General features: G+C 54.6%; 11 protein-coding genes. 8 read left to right on the top strand and 3 right to left on the bottom strand.

All coding sequences use genetic code 11. The features are described from left to right. Positions 1–65 precede the first annotated feature (65 nt). Positions 66–3686, bottom strand: a complete 3621-nt coding sequence (locus PMI17_RS17765) for a transporter substrate-binding domain-containing protein (RefSeq protein ID WP_007891116.1) — start codon at positions 3684–3686, stop codon at positions 66–68. A 5-nt stretch (positions 3687–3691) separates the two neighbouring features. Continuing rightward, entirely contained in the window at positions 3692–4318 is a 627-nt protein-coding gene (locus PMI17_RS17760) for a response regulator (RefSeq protein WP_007891114.1), read from the bottom strand. A 561-nt stretch (positions 4319–4879) separates the two neighbouring features. On the opposite strand from PMI17_RS17760, the gene PMI17_RS17755 reads away from it, so the two are divergent. The 7 genes from PMI17_RS17755 (at position 4880) to PMI17_RS17725 (ending at position 14384) form a co-directional block, all read left to right on the top strand. Beyond that, positions 4880–5593, top strand: coding sequence for a DUF1120 domain-containing protein (locus PMI17_RS17755; protein WP_007891112.1), 714 nt, complete (start codon positions 4880–4882; stop codon positions 5591–5593). 61 nt (positions 5594–5654) lie between these two features. Continuing rightward, on the top strand, positions 5655–6377 hold the full coding sequence (locus PMI17_RS17750; protein WP_007891109.1) for a DUF1120 domain-containing protein: 723 nt from the start codon (positions 5655–5657) through the stop codon (positions 6375–6377). 126 nt (positions 6378–6503) lie between these two features. Then, entirely contained in the window at positions 6504–7202 is a 699-nt protein-coding gene (locus PMI17_RS17745) for a fimbria/pilus chaperone family protein (protein WP_007891105.1), read from the top strand. Positions 7203–7224: 22 nt separating this feature from the next. Further along, the gene (locus PMI17_RS17740) at positions 7225–9792 is read left to right on the top strand and encodes a fimbria/pilus outer membrane usher protein (RefSeq protein ID WP_007891102.1); all 2568 of its coding nucleotides are present in this window, start codon (positions 7225–7227) and stop codon (positions 9790–9792) included. Between the two features lie 11 nt (positions 9793–9803). After that, positions 9804–10406 (top strand): hypothetical protein, encoded by a 603-nt coding sequence (locus tag PMI17_RS17735; protein ID WP_007891100.1) that lies wholly within the window; start codon positions 9804–9806, stop codon positions 10404–10406. Between the two features lie 56 nt (positions 10407–10462). Beyond that, on the top strand, positions 10463–11161 hold the full coding sequence (locus PMI17_RS17730) for a DUF1120 domain-containing protein (protein ID WP_007891098.1): 699 nt from the start codon (positions 10463–10465) through the stop codon (positions 11159–11161). A gap of 82 nt (positions 11162–11243) precedes the next feature. After that, the gene (locus PMI17_RS17725; RefSeq protein ID WP_007891096.1) at positions 11244–14384 is read left to right on the top strand and encodes an autotransporter outer membrane beta-barrel domain-containing protein; all 3141 of its coding nucleotides are present in this window, start codon (positions 11244–11246) and stop codon (positions 14382–14384) included. A gap of 36 nt (positions 14385–14420) precedes the next feature. Here the strand turns inward: PMI17_RS17725 and PMI17_RS17720 are convergent, their stop codons facing one another. Continuing rightward, positions 14421–14933, bottom strand: a complete 513-nt coding sequence (locus tag PMI17_RS17720; RefSeq protein ID WP_007891095.1) for a GNAT family N-acetyltransferase — start codon at positions 14931–14933, stop codon at positions 14421–14423. Positions 14934–15214: 281 nt separating this feature from the next. On the opposite strand from PMI17_RS17720, the gene PMI17_RS17715 reads away from it, so the two are divergent. Continuing rightward, on the top strand, positions 15215–15493 hold the full coding sequence (locus tag PMI17_RS17715; RefSeq protein WP_007891093.1) for a hypothetical protein: 279 nt from the start codon (positions 15215–15217) through the stop codon (positions 15491–15493). The last annotated feature ends 27 nt before the right edge of the window (positions 15494–15520 follow it).

Raw genomic sequence — 15520 nt, 5'->3', positions numbered from 1 at the left:
AACTTCATTGCATGTGTGAATTTTCTTCCTGATTACGTATTCAGATAAATAGGCGGCACAACTATTCAGGCTACCTGATCCGCCGCGATGAAAATATCAATAGCCTGATTAAGCTCTTCAATGATGGTTAACGTCTGGTGGAACTTAACGGATAAGCCTGGATGAGTAGGATCATGCAGGAATGCTTTCTCAAGTTCACGACAATACTGCTCAACGCCGTTGGCACCAATAATCTGGGCCGCACCCGCCATACGATGCAGACTGCGTGCCAGCTCATCCCACAAATGCTGCGAGAACATTTTCTCCGCCTGCTGCATATCCATCACGTTCTCATCGCGCGTAGCACGTAATAGGCTAAACAAGAACTCGCGCTCGCCATGCGCTAGCGCACGGAGCATTTCCAAATCAATCATCTCTTCAAGCCGTGGTTGCCACTCCTCTTCGGATGGAGACTGGCCAGGAATGTGACGTAACACAGCTTCCAGCTGCGGCAGACGCAGCGGCTTGAATAAACAGTCATTCATGCCTGCGGCGAGGCAGCGTAAGCGTTCCTCCTCCTGCGCATTCGCTGTCAGGCCAAGAATAGTGATGGGCGAGGTTTCTTCGGTGCGAATGATGCGAGTCAATGTCAGGCCATCCATCACCGGCATGCTGCAATCCGTGATTACCACGTCAAAGGGCATTTTGCGCCACAGTTCCAGCGCCTGTTCACCGTTAACGGCTTCGATTACCTGATGTCCCTGTCGCGTTAACTGACGTTTAAGTAATAAGCGATTGGCAGGATGATCATCAACGGCCAGAATGCGCAGTGATACCGGAATGTCAGGTTGGGGTGACGGCTCCGCGTTGGGTAACTCGAGATGTTGGCGATGTTTGACAGGCACCTGAATCGTGATGCAACTGCCTCGGCCTAACTGGCTTTGCAGCCGAATAGAGCCATCCATCTTCAACATCAGCTCCTGGCAAATAGCCAGGCCCAGCCCGGTTCCGGTGGTTTTCTTCGCCCCGGCGTCAGTTTGTTCATAAGGACTGAATACGCGCGTCTGGTCCTCTTCGCTGATCCCGATACCCGTATCGGTCACGCGAACTTCCAGGCGAATTTTATCTTCACCTTCGGGCAGGCAACGAATTTCGACATCCACCGAACCTCGCTCGGTAAACTTAATCGCGTTACTGACCAGATTAGAGAGCACCTGACGGAAGCGACCAGGATCAAGCAGGATCTCGTCGGGATGTAACCGGTCTACGCTGCAATGCAGCATTAATCCTTTCTGTCTGGCTAATCCCTCAAACACCCGCATAACCGGCTCGGCGAGTTGACTGAAATCGACCCATTCCGGATGCAGCTCCAGTTTGCCTGACTCGATTTTGGCCATGTCGAGGATGTCGCCAATTAAACCCAACAGTGACTGCGCAGAATCATAGGCGACGCGCACGGCTTCATCATCGGCAGCACGCTTATCTTTGCCTGTCACGGCCAGCTCCAGCAGACCGATAATGGCGCTGATGGGGGTGCGAATCTCATGGCTCATGGTGGCCAGGAAAGTGCTTTTACTCCGGTTGGCTTTCTCGGCGCGTTCGCGCGCGACCGAAAGGGCATCCAGCAGATATTCGTGGCCGGAAATATCCTGCCAGCTACAGATTAAACCGCCAACGTTGCCATGGCGATCGCGGTAGGGGACCGCCTGATGCACGATGGTATGGTTCTGAATATCAACGCGGATGATGTGACGTTGCGAGCTGATTACCGCAGAAAAGGGCGACGAAAGTAATTGCTGCAGCTCCGGATAAATAGGCGCAAGGGGATGTTGAGTATCGGTCAGTGGCAAGGCCAGCAAGGCATCACTGCTGTTGGCAAAGAAGTCACGCCAGGCCTGATTGGAGTCCGTTATTTCTCCGCTTTGATCAACAACATAGACCGGTACCGGTGTACCATTAAACAGCGTTTCATGAAAATTCGCCTGATCCTGCAGCGTCAGTTCAATACGCTTGCGACTCCCGATCTCACGACGAAGATAGTAGATCCACATGAGCGAGCTCAGCACCAGCAGGGCAAAAATGCTCGCCATCCAGTAAAACTGGGTGCGATACAATTGCCATGTGTCCAGCCTGGCATTGGGCGGACTTTGCCACTTTTTCAATATAAAGGAGATCTCACGCGGGGGAATGTCGGCCAGCGCTTTGTTTAAAATGCTGTGCAACTCAGGTTGATTGCGGCTGACGGCAAAGGAGATCAACGAGACTTTCGCGCCAACTCGGCCCAAAATTTTAAGTTCGCCGCGGAAAAAACGGTCAATCATGTAACTGGCGCCAATCAGGTTATGCACTGCACCATCCACTTTGCCTTCATTGACCCATTGCAGCGCAACGCTGGCGTTAGGGGCAGCCACTTGCTGTACGTCGGGATAATGTTGTTTAAGCCACTCCCGAATAGCATTGTCGGGCAGTACGGCGATGCGCATGTCTTTTTTTAATTTATCGCTAACATCGCTGCCGTCGCGTGCCACTAATACAAAGGGCGGTGCAACATAGGTGCGAGAAAACAGTAGCTGATTATCGCGTGCATCACTGTGGCTCATGGCGGCGATGATGTCAGCATTGCCCTGTTTCACCTCATTGAACATATCAACCACCGAATTGGCCTCAATCACGTTGAAGTTGAGGCCAGTACGCAGGCGGATCAGCCGCAGTAAATCGGCAGACACGCCGTAAAAGCTGTTGGCGCTATCCTGCATGGTAAAAGGAGCGTAAAGCGGATTGATAACCACGTTGAGGGTCTGATGTTGCTGTAACCATCGCTGTTCGCGCTGGCTGAGGTTTTTCAGCGATTGAAAATTGCCGAACTCAGAATCGACTTTCCATTGCGAGGCGATTAGCAGTTTTTGTATTTTCGGCACGGCTTGAATAGCGCTATTGAGAATGGCCAGCAGGGGCGCATTGCGATCGTTGACCAGAAATCGTGGGCCATCCGGGGTGGCAGGATAGATATCCGTCACTGACAGGTGATTGCCGTAAATGCGCTCAAGATGCCAGTTGGCACTAACAAGGCTGGCAATTGCATACTGATTTTCACCAAATGCCACCGAGGCTAACGCCGTTTGCATCGAAGGATAGCGGGTGATGATGGCTTGCGGAAAATGGTCGGCAACCCATTGGTTATCGAGATAGCCATCGATCATCGCGATTTTAACCGGGCCTTTGTCCTGTTTATCGGGTGCCAGAACCACCGAAATATCACGGGAAATGAGTGACGGCTGATTATTAATAAAGGGTATTGAGGCGAATTGTTGTTGCGTTGGGCTAAGCTTACTGCCGCTCTCATCCACCATCATATCTATCGCGCCAGAGTGCAGCGCCGACAACGCTTCAGCCCGACTGGGATAATGGCGAACAGCCGCTTTCACCCCGAGTGAGCGGGTAATCAATAAAAGGTAGTCCGCAGAAATCCCTTCCAGCGAGCCTTTCTCCGGCTCATAACTTAATGGCACGTTATCCGGTGCATAAACCGCAATACGCAACTCGCGTTTCTCTCCCAGCCAGCGCCAGGCCTCACCACTGATATTGAAATTAAAGGGTGCCAGAATTTCCCGGCTGTGGAGTCGGGTGGGATACGTGTCATCCGCTTGTACGCAAGTGAGCGGCAACAGGGCGAAAAGGCACAAGATCAATGTGAAGAGGCGAGTCATGATGGCTAACCGATATTATTACGGCGGCAGAATTCATACAGTTCCACCATCGAACCGAGTTCAAGTTTCTGCATCACCCGCGCCTTGTAAGTGCTGACCGTTTTATTGCTGATTTTCATGTGAGGCGCAATATCAATAATTTTCAACCCGCGTGCCAGATAGTTCAGTACCTGCAACTCTTTTGAAGAGAGGCTGGCAAGCATGATTTGTTCGTTGCTGGAAGCCGGACTTGCCGCTTCCCGGCGAGAACGACTGAGTGGAAAGAAGCCATAACCACCCTCTAAAGCGCGAATCGCATTATTCACTTCGCTGAGATCGTTGCGTTTACTGACAAAGCCATCAGCACCGGCGCTGGCGCAGTGCTTGATATAGTGTTCGTCATCCTTTCCGCTCATCACCAAAATACCGCCGGCGAAATCACCTTTACGTAGACGAGTAATTACTTCAATGCCGCTTAGGGAAGGGATATCGATGTCGATGATCATAATGTCGGGATTGAGCTGCCGCGCCATATTCAGCGCATCTAAGCCATCTGCACATTCACCAATCACGCTATGTCCCTCTTCCTGCAACAGCATCCTGATGGCGATTCGGGCAACGGGGTGATCGTCGACAATCATTACGTTTGTCATTAGGTATCCTGATTTAAAAAACGATGAAGAATGAGCATAGCGACACGAACACTAATAATATTTAATGTATTCAAGAAATATCTGAATGGCAATAAATAATATTGTAGGCCGGGGACTACATATTATTCGTCCGTGGCGTACATGGCTATCGTCCTTGCTTGATATATTTGCGGTAGGGGGTTGGGTATTATAATTTCACTCTCACGGCGGTAGAGGGAATTACCACTTGCCGTGATGAATAAATTGAACGCCGGGTAAAAGAACGCAACAGAACATAGGTCGCAAAAAACAAATTTCATTTAATTTCAATTTGTTATGTATTGTGCTTGTAAGTGGCATAAAAAAATTGGCTTGTCTTTATTTTCTGAAGTTTTTTTGTTTTAGGTTTCGATAGTTATCTGGTGGGTTGAGTTAACCCCATTTCGCCAGATGAAAGATTTATCGCACTTTGTTTTTCGCACGCTACGGTGAACGAAAAACAATATAACAACGCCAGGCATACTCCGAGGTGAATTATTAACGGGGCCGGCAAATTTAACTTACTTTACGAGAATCCATTTTATGTTTAACAAAATGCAAAAAAAACTCTGCGCGCTGGCTATTCTGGCGGCGACCTCAACCTCAGTGATGGCCAACTCCGTTGACCTGACGGTAGTGGGTACCATTACGCCAGCGGCCTGCACCCCAACCCTGACCGGTGGCGGCGCCATTGATTACGGCACTATGCGTCCATCGCAGCTGGATCCGGCAGATGGTTACACCGTGTTGACCATGAAAGAGATTGATTTCGCCATTGCCTGTGATGCACCAGCCCGCGTGGCCATTAAAGCCATCAACGGTCGTCCGGGTACCGTTGTCGGTGCGGCGGAAGGCGCAGGCGGCTTCAGCGTAGCACCAACCGGCGTATCACTGTTCGGTGCGGCGGATGCGCCGACCGCCGGTCTGGGGCTGGATGGCACCGACAAAATTGGTGGTTTCAGCCTGCGTATTCCTAACGCTAGCGTAACGCTGGACGGGGCTGCCGCTGCGGATGGCCTGCAGCGTGATGCCGGTGCGGCCACCTGGAACACCGGTAGCAACGGCCTGCTGTTCGGCAACACCGCAGTGCGTGAGATGACCTGGAGTGCAGCCGCCGCCGCAGGTGCACCGGGCACTTTCACCAACATGGCAGGCAAAGTACAGGTTCAGGCCTTCATCAATAAAGCCTCTGAACTGGATCTGAAGAAGCCGATTGCGCTGGATGGCATGGCGACCATCGAAGTGGTTTACCTCTGACATTTTTAAGGCGGCGCGGGCGCGCGCTGCCGTTCAATCGGATTGATCAAGGATTTAAACAATGATGAAGCAAATGACAAAAAACGCCTGTGCGTTAGCGGTATTGGCCGCGACCACACTGGGTTCGATGCCTGCAATGGCAAGCAGTGTGGATGTCGGTGTTAGAGGGAGTATTGCACCGGTTTCATGTGTACCGACGTTAAGCGGAGGGGGAGCGATTAACTACGGCACTATTACAGCCGACTCGCTTGCTGCAGGTGATGAATACACCGTGCTACCACAAAAAGTTTTAACACTGAATATTGCGTGTAGCTCACCGATTAAAGTCGGCATGCAGATTGTTAATGGGCGTTTAAATACCCACCCAACAGGCAACGATCTTGCACATGGCGCTGTCCCTGCACCTCCCGGAGTGAAATTACATAGTGGTTTCGTATCGCTTGCTACTGCAGGACTGGGTCTTGATGGTACCCGCAGAATTGGCGGCTATTCGGTAAATCTATTAAATCCTGTCGCTGATGGCGTTGCAGTCAGAAATGCTCACAGTCTTGAGGGGATTGCTGGCTGGGGCACTTCAACGAACGGTTTAATGTTCTCCCCTCATGAATTTCGTCCATTCACTCGCTCCTGGACGGCTGCTACAGGCACCGTTGAACCCTTGGCTATCGAGAATTTAACCACGGGTCTGCAAGTTCATGCCTTTCTGAATAAAGCTACAGAACTGGACCTGGCAAAACCTGTCCGTCTTGATGGTATGGCAACCCTTGAGTTGATCTACCTCTAACCAGTTATGCCGTGCCTGTCGTTCGGCAGTTGCCCCACGTTCGGTGGGGCCTTTTTATACCCTTTGCCGGTTGCACCGGACTCACCTTAATGCAACCGGCCTTTAATGTGTAAACGGACAAATAAAATGAAATTCACCTCAATGATGAAAAATGGGGCGGCCAGCCTGTTGCTTGTTTCTGGCCTGACATTCGCTTCCGGCATGGTGCCAGAGACCTCGGTGGTTATCGTCGAGCAGTCGGATGGCGAAGGCGCGATTAACGTAAAAAACACCGATAGCTTCCCGGTGTTGCTGCTCACCAACATCATCAATATCGATGATGACAATGAAACCCTGCTCAGCATCACGCCGCCTGCCGCGCGCGTAGAGCCAGGCAAATCTCAGCGCGTGCGCTTTATCCTCACCGATCCCACGCCGCTGAAAGTGGAGCGCCTGAAGCGCGTCACCTTCGAAGGTGTGCCGCCGCAGCAGAAAGACAAAAACGAAGTGCGCATGACGGTACGCCAGAATCTGCCGGTGCTGATTCGCCCCGCAGGCCTCGCCGCCGATGCCGCGCCGTGGAAGCATCTAACGTGGAAGCAGAGCGGCAATAACCTCACCGTCTCCAACCCGTCGCCCTACGTGGTGCGTCTTGGACAAGGGGTGAAAACCCTGCCCGATAATGTCAGCTGGATGCTGCCGCAGTCTTACATTCTGCCGAACCAAACGTTAACGATTAATCCCGTCGATAACAAAACCGCCGGCAGCGCCCAGCAGGTGCGTATCGCGCCCGCCACCACCTGGGGCTTCACCGTCGAAAGCTACGACGCCGCGGTAACCCACTAACAGGCAGGGCCGGGCTGTGCGTATGAAAAGTATGAATCGCTCCACGCTTTCGCTGGCGCTACTGGCCGCGCTTGCCATCATGCCCGAGGCGAAAGCCGAGACGAAAACCGAACGTGATGAGGACGCGGAGTTTGATCTGCAGGTGTTACAGGCACGCGCAGGCGACCCCAACGTGCCGCCAGAATCTCTGGACGTGGTTGCAGAGGAGAATCCTCTGGATGATGCCAACTCGCTGACCAGCGATGCCGCGCCATCTGCGCCATCCAGCAGCCGCAGCGATGAGGTACAGTTTGATATCTCCGCCATGCAGGCGCGCGGTATCGACCCGAAAGTGGCGGACTTTTTCCGCCAGGCACCGCGCTTTATGCCGGGGCAAACCACGGTCGTGCTCACCGTTAACGGCAACGGGCGCGGCAAGTTTAATGCCCGCTTTAACGAGAACGGCCAGCTGTGCGCGGATGCTGATTTCCTCAAAGCGGCGGGGTTGGTGACACCGCGTGGATTCTCCGACCAAGCAGACTGCTTCGATTTGCAGCAGGCATGGCCGCGCAGCAACATTGCGCTGGAGCCCGGCGAGGCGCGCATCGACATTGTAGTGCCACCCGAAGCGGTGGCTGAGTCCGGTGCGATAAGCGGCAACTGGGATCGCGGTGGCTTCGCCGGGATGCTCAACTATGACGCGCAGTACATGACCTCAACCGGCGCGGCCTCCAGCGTTAACTTTGTGCAGATCGGCAGTGAAGCGGGCTTCAACCTCAGCGACTGGATTGTGCGCAGCCGACAGAACTTCTCGCGCTTCAATGGCAAAGACGAGGTTCAGCATCAGGCGGCGTATGCGCAGCGTAGCTTTATTGACAGCCAGAAAGTGCTGCAAGCCGGCCAGGTGAGCTTAGCTAACTCGATGTTTGGCGCAGGACAGGTGCTGGGTTTCCAGTTATTTCCAGAAACAGCGCTGCAGCGTAATCGCGGCGGTGCGGGTTTAGTGGAAGGCATTGCGGACACGCAATCGGTGGTGGAAGTGCGTCAATCGGGCGTGCTGGTCTACAGCACCACGGTACCCGCCGGGCCGTTTCGTTTGCAGGGCTTGTCCCTGCTCAACAGCCGATCCGATCTTGAAGTCACGCTCACCGGCAGCAGCGGTGATAAGCGCCAGTTTACCGTGCCGGCCTCGGCCTTTCTGGTCAACGGCAGCGCGGTAGCGCCGGGCCTGTCATTTGGCGCGGGTAAAATGGATCAGCAGGGCAGCAGTGAATCGCCATTGATTGGTACGGTTGCCAGCGGCTGGGTCCTGAGTCCACACGTTACGCTGAATGCGGGGGTGATGGCGGCGGTGCCGTATCGCGCTGCGGCGCTCGGTTTAGATACGCAACCGTTAGATGCCACCACCTTGTCACTGCAAGTGACCGCAGCGCAGGACGCGCGGCGCGGCAATAACGGCGTATCGCTGAATGGCGTTGCCAGCCGTAAAGTCACCGAACGCGTGTCGCTGAGCGTTAATGCCGCGCAGCAAACCCGCGGCTACCGCGAACTCAGCGACAGCCTGCAAGCGCGCGATCAGGATATTTCAGGCCGCAGTCGTCAACAGCTGGGCGTGGGCGTGAGTTGGGCCAACGAAAGCCTGGGGAACCTGTCACTTTCGGCGGCGCAAAGCGCGACCTTTGATGGCGATCTCACCCATTACCTGCGCGCCGGCTGGAGCCGACAGTTTGGTCACGCCTATTTTGGCGTGAGCCTCGAACATGACACCGGCAACCGGGATCGCGCGGCGGATAATCGCCTCTACGCCACCCTCAGCTTGCCTTTTGGTAGTCGCAGCGTCAGTAGCTACGTAAACAACAGCAGTAGCAGTACACGAGGCGGTATTCGCTATAGCGATCGCAGCAGCCAGGATCGCGGTTATAGCCTCGCCAGCGAGCGCGATTTCAAAAATAAACGCGGCTCGAATAGCGGCAACCTCGACCTGGTGACACCGGTTAGCCAGTTAAGCGGCGGCGTCAGTCATTCATCGGATGGCTACACCAGTTGGTCAGCACGCGCCACGGGCGCAGTGGTGGCTCATGACAAGGGCATTACGCTGTCGTCATATCGCGTCAATGACACCTTCGGCATCGCCAAAGTGGGGGATGAAGCGGGCGTGCGTCTTGAGACGCCAGCCGGGCCAACCTGGACCGACTCACGCGGCTACGCGGTATTGCCCTCACTCAATGGCTATCGTAAATCGCAGATTCAGCTCGATACGCGCAGCCTGGGCAAAAACATCGATATCGCCAATGCGTTGCAGGAGACCGAAAGTGCGCGCGGCGCAGTGAGCTACGTCAATTTCGATGTGGTACGCACCCGACGTGTGCTGGTGGATGTGAAAGACGCGCTGGGCAAACCGTTGCTGCAAGGCAGCAGCGTGTTTGATGCCATCGGCAACTTTATTACCGTGGTGGGCAGCAAGGGCGCGGTGTTTATTCCGGATGCCAGTAACGTCGGCAAACTGGACGTTCAGTCCTCCGGCAAAACGCTCTGCTCATTCAGACTACAACTGCCAGAAAAAGCCGATACCAGCGGGTTATACGAAACCGCCAGCGCCGTCTGCGGTTAACGGAAGAAAATATGAAATTATTAATCAGCAGTTTAATTGTGCTAACCGGCTTCGCGTTAGCCACCCAGGCGCGTGCATCGCTGCACAGCCCGGATATCAGCCACGCTATTCCCTCCATTTTGCCGGTGGACAGCCGCTGTACGTTGAGCCTCGGTGCGCCGGTGATCGATTACGGCACACAATCGCGCTGGCAGATGCAGGATGCCGCAGGCATCAACAGCGTCACGCCGGGCAAACGCCGCCTGACGCTGAACGTCATTTGCCCTTATAGCCAAACCATGCGACTGAAACTCAATGGGGAACGTGCCGCTAACGGCGATTTACGCTATGGCCGCCAGGGCAGTATGACGGTGCGCCTGCTCAGTGCCGATTTGGATGGGCAGGCAGTGGGCGTAGCGCGATTGGTCTCTGGAGAACTGGTTGATGTGCACAACGAATCCATCTTGAAATTGCAGCCAGGCAACAGCATTGGCGCGATGGCGCACGGCACCCTGGCACGCGGCAAAAAGTTTACCGCTTATCTGGAAATTGAACCGGTATTACCGGAAGCCAGCGCACGCGTCACGGCGCGTGAATCCAGCCAATCTTCACTCAGTCTGGAGCTGCTGCACTGATGTTTAAAGCCTGCTCCGTGCAGGCTTGTTATCGTTACCCAAGGAAGAAGATAAAGATGAATAGCCTGACCAAAATCGCCTGCACAGCGTTAGCGCTGACGTCCATTGCTGCGCCGGCAGTGGCAAACAGTGTTGATGTTAATGTGACCGGCCGCCTTGTTCCCGTGGCGTGTACCCCCAGCGTTGTCGGCGGCGGTATCGTTAACTACGGCACGATTAAAGCTGCGGATCTGAATTCGGCGGATGGGTACACCATTTTGTCCGGCCACACGCTAGATTTTTCCATCGCGTGCGATTCCCCAACCCGCATTGCACTGAAAGCCATCAACGGACGCACCGATACGCTGGTCGGGGAAAACGACGGCGAAAATGGCGCGCCAGCACCCCCGGAAGTGCAAATATTTGGCTTGCGCGGTTTAACCTCTGTGGGATTAGGTTTGGACGGCACGCGTCGTATTGGCGGCTATGCACTAAACATGACGAGTCCAATGGTGGATGGCGTGACCGCCACCAGCATTATGCAAAATGGCGCCACCTGGACAGTCGGACTTAATGCGCTGCTCTACGGGGGCGGCGCGTCACCGCGCATCTGGTCGTGGATGGATAATGGTTCACCGACGGTGACGCCTTCAGCACTAGAAAATTTCAATGCCTCACTCCATCTGGTGGCTTTTATCAACAAGCCTTCTGAGTTGGATACCACCAAACCGATTGTCCTGAATGGCTTAACCACACTCGAAGTGATTTACCTTTAACCACGCTTTAAATGGAACTGTTGCGCGAAAGTTTGCATGCCCCGTGGTGCATGCCCTTTGCCATGATTCAAGGAGTAAGAATATGACCCCATTTAACTTGTCAGCACTGTCACGCAGTTGCCTGTTGGCGCTCACGGCGGGTGCAGTACCCGAGGCTCTTGCTGAGTCACGCTGGAAAGTGAGCGATGGCAGTTCGCTTGATGTGGACAGCAGTTATACCAGCACCACGGCGGGGGATTATCCGCTCTATGTTTCCGGGCGTGGCAGCGTACTGCAAACCACTGTCGATGCCCTGAATTTTCGCGCCACGGGCGACGTGTTGCATGCCGCGCAGGCGCTGGCTGAAGGCACGCTGCGCTTGACCAATGCCGCGCTTACCACCAACGGCACGCAGGCTCATGGCGTGAACATTGATGGCGGAACGCTAAACGCGCGCGGCGGCAATATTACGGTATCGGGCAACAACAGCGCGGGGGTTTCACTTAGCGGCGGTGGCAGCAGTGTGCTGGAACAAATGGATATTGCTGCGGATGGCGTGGACAGCAATGGAATAACGGTCACGACCGGCACGTTAACTGCCGCTAACACCACCATTATGGCAACCGGTGCAGGCAGTCGCGGTATCTCTCTGGCACATGCCGTGGCTGGAAGTGCCAGCGCACAACTGGATAACGTCAATATTTTCCTGCGCGGTGCTGGCACGGAAGCCGGCATTATGCTCGGTAATGGCACCCTGAATGGCAATAACGTTAACGTGTCAGCCACGGGCGGTAATCGTGGCATCTCCGTGTACAACACCGGCGGCACGCGTGGCACGTTAACGCTCAATGACAGTAATCTCACCACGCAGCAGGGCGATGGCGTGTATATGCTGTCGGGCGATGTGACGCTGAACAACACGACGGTGAATACCAATAGTGGTTTGGCGGTTAACGTCAATAATGATTCCCATGCCACGATTCGCGGCGGCAGTTTCACGACTCAGGATGCGCGCGCCGATGCGTTATGGATCGCCAGCGCCACCTCCGATGCTGATGTGGCAGCCGCGACCTTCACCACGCTGGGCGATGGTGCGCATGCCTTTAACGCGCAATATGGCAACGCGTTGCTAGCCGACAGCGCATTGCACACCGCAGGCAGCGGAGGCTACGGTTTGTATAGCGAAGCTGAAGTGGATGGGCGCCGTTTGCAGATTAACACCACCGGCACTAGTGGCTTGGGCGTATATGCTGCTCGCGGCGGACAAATCACCCTGGAGGGCGCAGCGATAACAACCGCAGGGCGCAGTGCCGCCGGATTGGTGGCGTATCCCGGGTCGACCATTAATGGCAATGCGCTCGATGTCATCACCACGGGGGAGAGTGCCCATGCGTTGTGGGCGCGCAATGGCACATTGGCAATCAGTAACAGCCTGCTAAGAAGCGAGGGTGTTGATGCGGCGGGGCTATACGTAAACGGCGCGTTAGGGGGCGGATCTAGCAGCGTCACGCTGGATAATGTGTTAATGACCAGCGAGGCCGGCGCAGCGATTAAAACCGCTGGAGCACAACTCGACTTAACACTGCGCAATGGCACACAGATCCGCAGTAGCAATGGCGTACTACTGGATAATCAAGTGGGGAATGTGGCCGATCCTGGCTACAACGGTGACGTGAAACTCAGCGCTGATAACCGTGTGCACCTTTTCGGTGATGTGAATGCTGCCAAAGACAATCAGGTTGATATCGCGTTGACGCGTAATAGCTCACTCACCGGCATCATCAGAGATGCCTCCCATTTGAGCCTCGACAATACTAGTCGATGGATGATGACAGGCAGTTCTGCTTTAGGGGATTTTGTCCATCACGGCTATGTCGATTTCGCCACGCCTAAGACCTTCGCCAGTGGCATGGCACCTTACAGCACACTTTCATTGAGCACGCTTTCGGGCAGCGGCAGCTTTACGATGAACACTGATGTAGCGGCACTGAAAGGGGATTTACTGACGGTAAGCGGTACGGCGAATGGATCGCATCAATTGAATATTCTCAACAGCGGGCGCGATCCTGGCGCCACCCATGATGCCTTGACGGTTGTTACCACCGGTGGAGGTAGCGGGACATTTGCCGTGCCCGGCGGCGTGGTAGATGTCGGAACCTGGCAGTACGAACTGCAGAAGCGGGGTGATGACTGGGTCCTGGCACAGCGTCTGACAGGCACACCGGGACCCACGCCGGGCCCGGGACCCACGCCGGGCCCAGGACCCACGCCGGGCCCAGGGCCAACGCCGGGCCCTGGACCGACGCCCGGATCAGGGGGGGGGGCACCGGTACCCACACCGGGCGCATTGACAACGCTCGCGATGTTCAACGCTACCCCAACAGCATGGTACAGCGAGCTCACAACACTGCGCAGCAGGATGGGATATGTGCGTCAGGGCAAGCAGAGTGGCGGTGCCTGGGCGCGTATGCTTGGCAGCCAGTACAATGTTAATGAGCGTGCCGGTGGAGAGTATAAGCAACACCAGACAGGTATTTCCGTGGGTGTTGATAGTGCTCATCCCCTAAATCAGGGCCAACTGCTAAGCGGCGTGTTCTCAGGGACCAGCCGTAATGCACTGAAATTTGCTAACGGCAGTAGCGGCTCAATGAACAGTTTCTTTATTGGCGGTTATGGCACCTGGCTATTCGATGATGGCTGGTTCGCGGATGTGGTAGGTAAGGCTAACAACTTCACCAATAGCACCGATGTGCAAATGTCGGATGGCCGCCGCGCCACCGGCGGTTACAGCGTACCGGGAATGGGATTATCACTGGAATTGGGACGCAAGATGGCGTTTAAGGAGGGCTGGTTTATTGAGCCTTCAGTCCAGATAGCGTCGCTACTGGTGCAAGGTGAAGAATACAAGCTGAGTAATGGTATGCAGGCTCATAGCGGAAAAACGACTTCTCATCAAGTTGCGCTCAATGGTCTGCTAGGTAAAACCGTCGTGACCGAGCATGGCAAAACGCTGCAACCTTGGGTTCGCGCCTCAGTTATTGAGGAGTTCAGTGACAGCAATTTGGTCTATATCAACGATAATCGCTTTAACAACGATCTTTCTGGCACGCGAATCGAAGTTGGGGCGGGCATATCAGCGCAGGTTGCAAGCAATCTCCATCTCTATACCGAAGCACGCTACAGCAAGAGTGAGAAAATTGAATCGCCGTGGGGAGCCAGTGCCGGTTTGCGCTGGACCTGGTAAAACGGTAAAGCAGAGCTTAGGCTCTGCTTTTTTTCATTAAATCATCATCCCCAGAATCTGCAGCGTGCTCTGCTGCGAGGCGGTGATAAACGGAATATCTTTGATGTGCTGCATGCCGAAGGCTTCATAGAATTTACGCGCGCGGACGTTATCGCCTAATACTTCCAGCCACAAATAGCCTTCACGCTTATCCCGCGCCTCATTGATGATACTCTCGAACATCCATCTGCCGTAGTTTTTGCCGGTCTCTTCGGGATTGAGATACAGCTTATTCAGCAGCGCGCCGCTCATGCCTGAATCGGGTACCGGCGTGTTCCAGGTGACTTTGGCAAAACCAATCGGCTTGTCCGTCTCGGCGATCAGCCAGCTCTCATTCGGGGCCGCGAGGCTGCTGTTGAGCTCCGCCAGGCCATACTCTTTATCGATAAAGGCATCCAGTTCTTCTGCGGAAACCCACATATGTTTAAAATGCGCGCTGTAGGTCATGCGGCCCAGCTGATGCAGCAGCTCTGCATCCTCTGCCTGCGCTTTGCGTATGGTGAACTCCATGCCCGATATCCTTGCTGAATTCTGGTTATTGACCACTGCATCGGCCGCCGCATAGGCAGCTGAAGGGCACTCACCATAGCGTGTTAGTAACAAAAACCCAAGATAACCAGCGATTTCTGTTAACAATTTCGCGCGGCGGCATGGCCGGTCTTTACCCTGGTTAGCAATCTATCGATAATGCACCGGGGTCGTTGCAGGCCGCGCGTGCCAGGGCGAACCGCCGATGATCTATAATTAACACTGAGAACCAAGCGTAAGCCCATATTCTCAGGAGGTAGAGGATGTCAGATTCACAACCAAAAATTATCGGCGAAGCGGCCTATGCGCTGCTGGTGCGCCGTGAGGAAGTTAACGTCTCTTCACTGCTCGCTGAACTCGCACGCATGGCTGAAAAAGCAAAAAACGCCCAGCAACAGCAGCGCATTGCCAGCGCTCAACAGTGGTTGCTGACGCACCGCCAACCAGCAGGCAGCGATAATCGCGCCCATTCAGCGTTACGCGGACTGAGTCGTCAGGAAGGTAGCGTCAGAATGCCGTCAGCGGATGCAGACGATAGCTGATCAAACGTGGCTCATGCGTCGATGCCT

This window comes from Pantoea sp. GM01 (assembly GCF_000282675.1).
In the GTDB taxonomy this organism is placed as follows: Bacteria; Pseudomonadota; Gammaproteobacteria; order Enterobacterales; family Enterobacteriaceae; genus Pantoea; species Pantoea nemavictus.
The sequence above is the reverse complement of the archived record's forward strand: the minus strand, read 5'-3'. Positions and strand labels throughout refer to the sequence as shown.

Bases quoted from the DNA above. Each gene is read 5' to 3' on its own strand.
- PMI17_RS17765 (WP_007891116.1), bottom strand. From the start codon at position 3,686: ATGACTCGCCTCTTCACATTGATCTTGTGCCTTTTCGCCCTGTTGCCG.
- PMI17_RS17760 (WP_007891114.1), bottom strand. From the start codon at position 4,318: ATGACAAACGTAATGATTGTCGACGATCACCCCGTTGCCCGAATCGCC.
- PMI17_RS17755 (WP_007891112.1), top strand. From the start codon at position 4,880: ATGTTTAACAAAATGCAAAAAAAACTCTGCGCGCTGGCTATTCTGGCG.
- PMI17_RS17750 (WP_007891109.1), top strand. From the start codon at position 5,655: ATGATGAAGCAAATGACAAAAAACGCCTGTGCGTTAGCGGTATTGGCC.
- PMI17_RS17745 (WP_007891105.1), top strand. From the start codon at position 6,504: ATGAAATTCACCTCAATGATGAAAAATGGGGCGGCCAGCCTGTTGCTT.
- PMI17_RS17740 (WP_007891102.1), top strand. From the start codon at position 7,225: ATGAAAAGTATGAATCGCTCCACGCTTTCGCTGGCGCTACTGGCCGCG.
- PMI17_RS17735 (WP_007891100.1), top strand. From the start codon at position 9,804: ATGAAATTATTAATCAGCAGTTTAATTGTGCTAACCGGCTTCGCGTTA.
- PMI17_RS17730 (WP_007891098.1), top strand. From the start codon at position 10,463: ATGAATAGCCTGACCAAAATCGCCTGCACAGCGTTAGCGCTGACGTCC.
- PMI17_RS17725 (WP_007891096.1), top strand. From the start codon at position 11,244: ATGACCCCATTTAACTTGTCAGCACTGTCACGCAGTTGCCTGTTGGCG.
- PMI17_RS17720 (WP_007891095.1), bottom strand. From the start codon at position 14,933: ATGGAGTTCACCATACGCAAAGCGCAGGCAGAGGATGCAGAGCTGCTG.
- PMI17_RS17715 (WP_007891093.1), top strand. From the start codon at position 15,215: ATGTCAGATTCACAACCAAAAATTATCGGCGAAGCGGCCTATGCGCTG.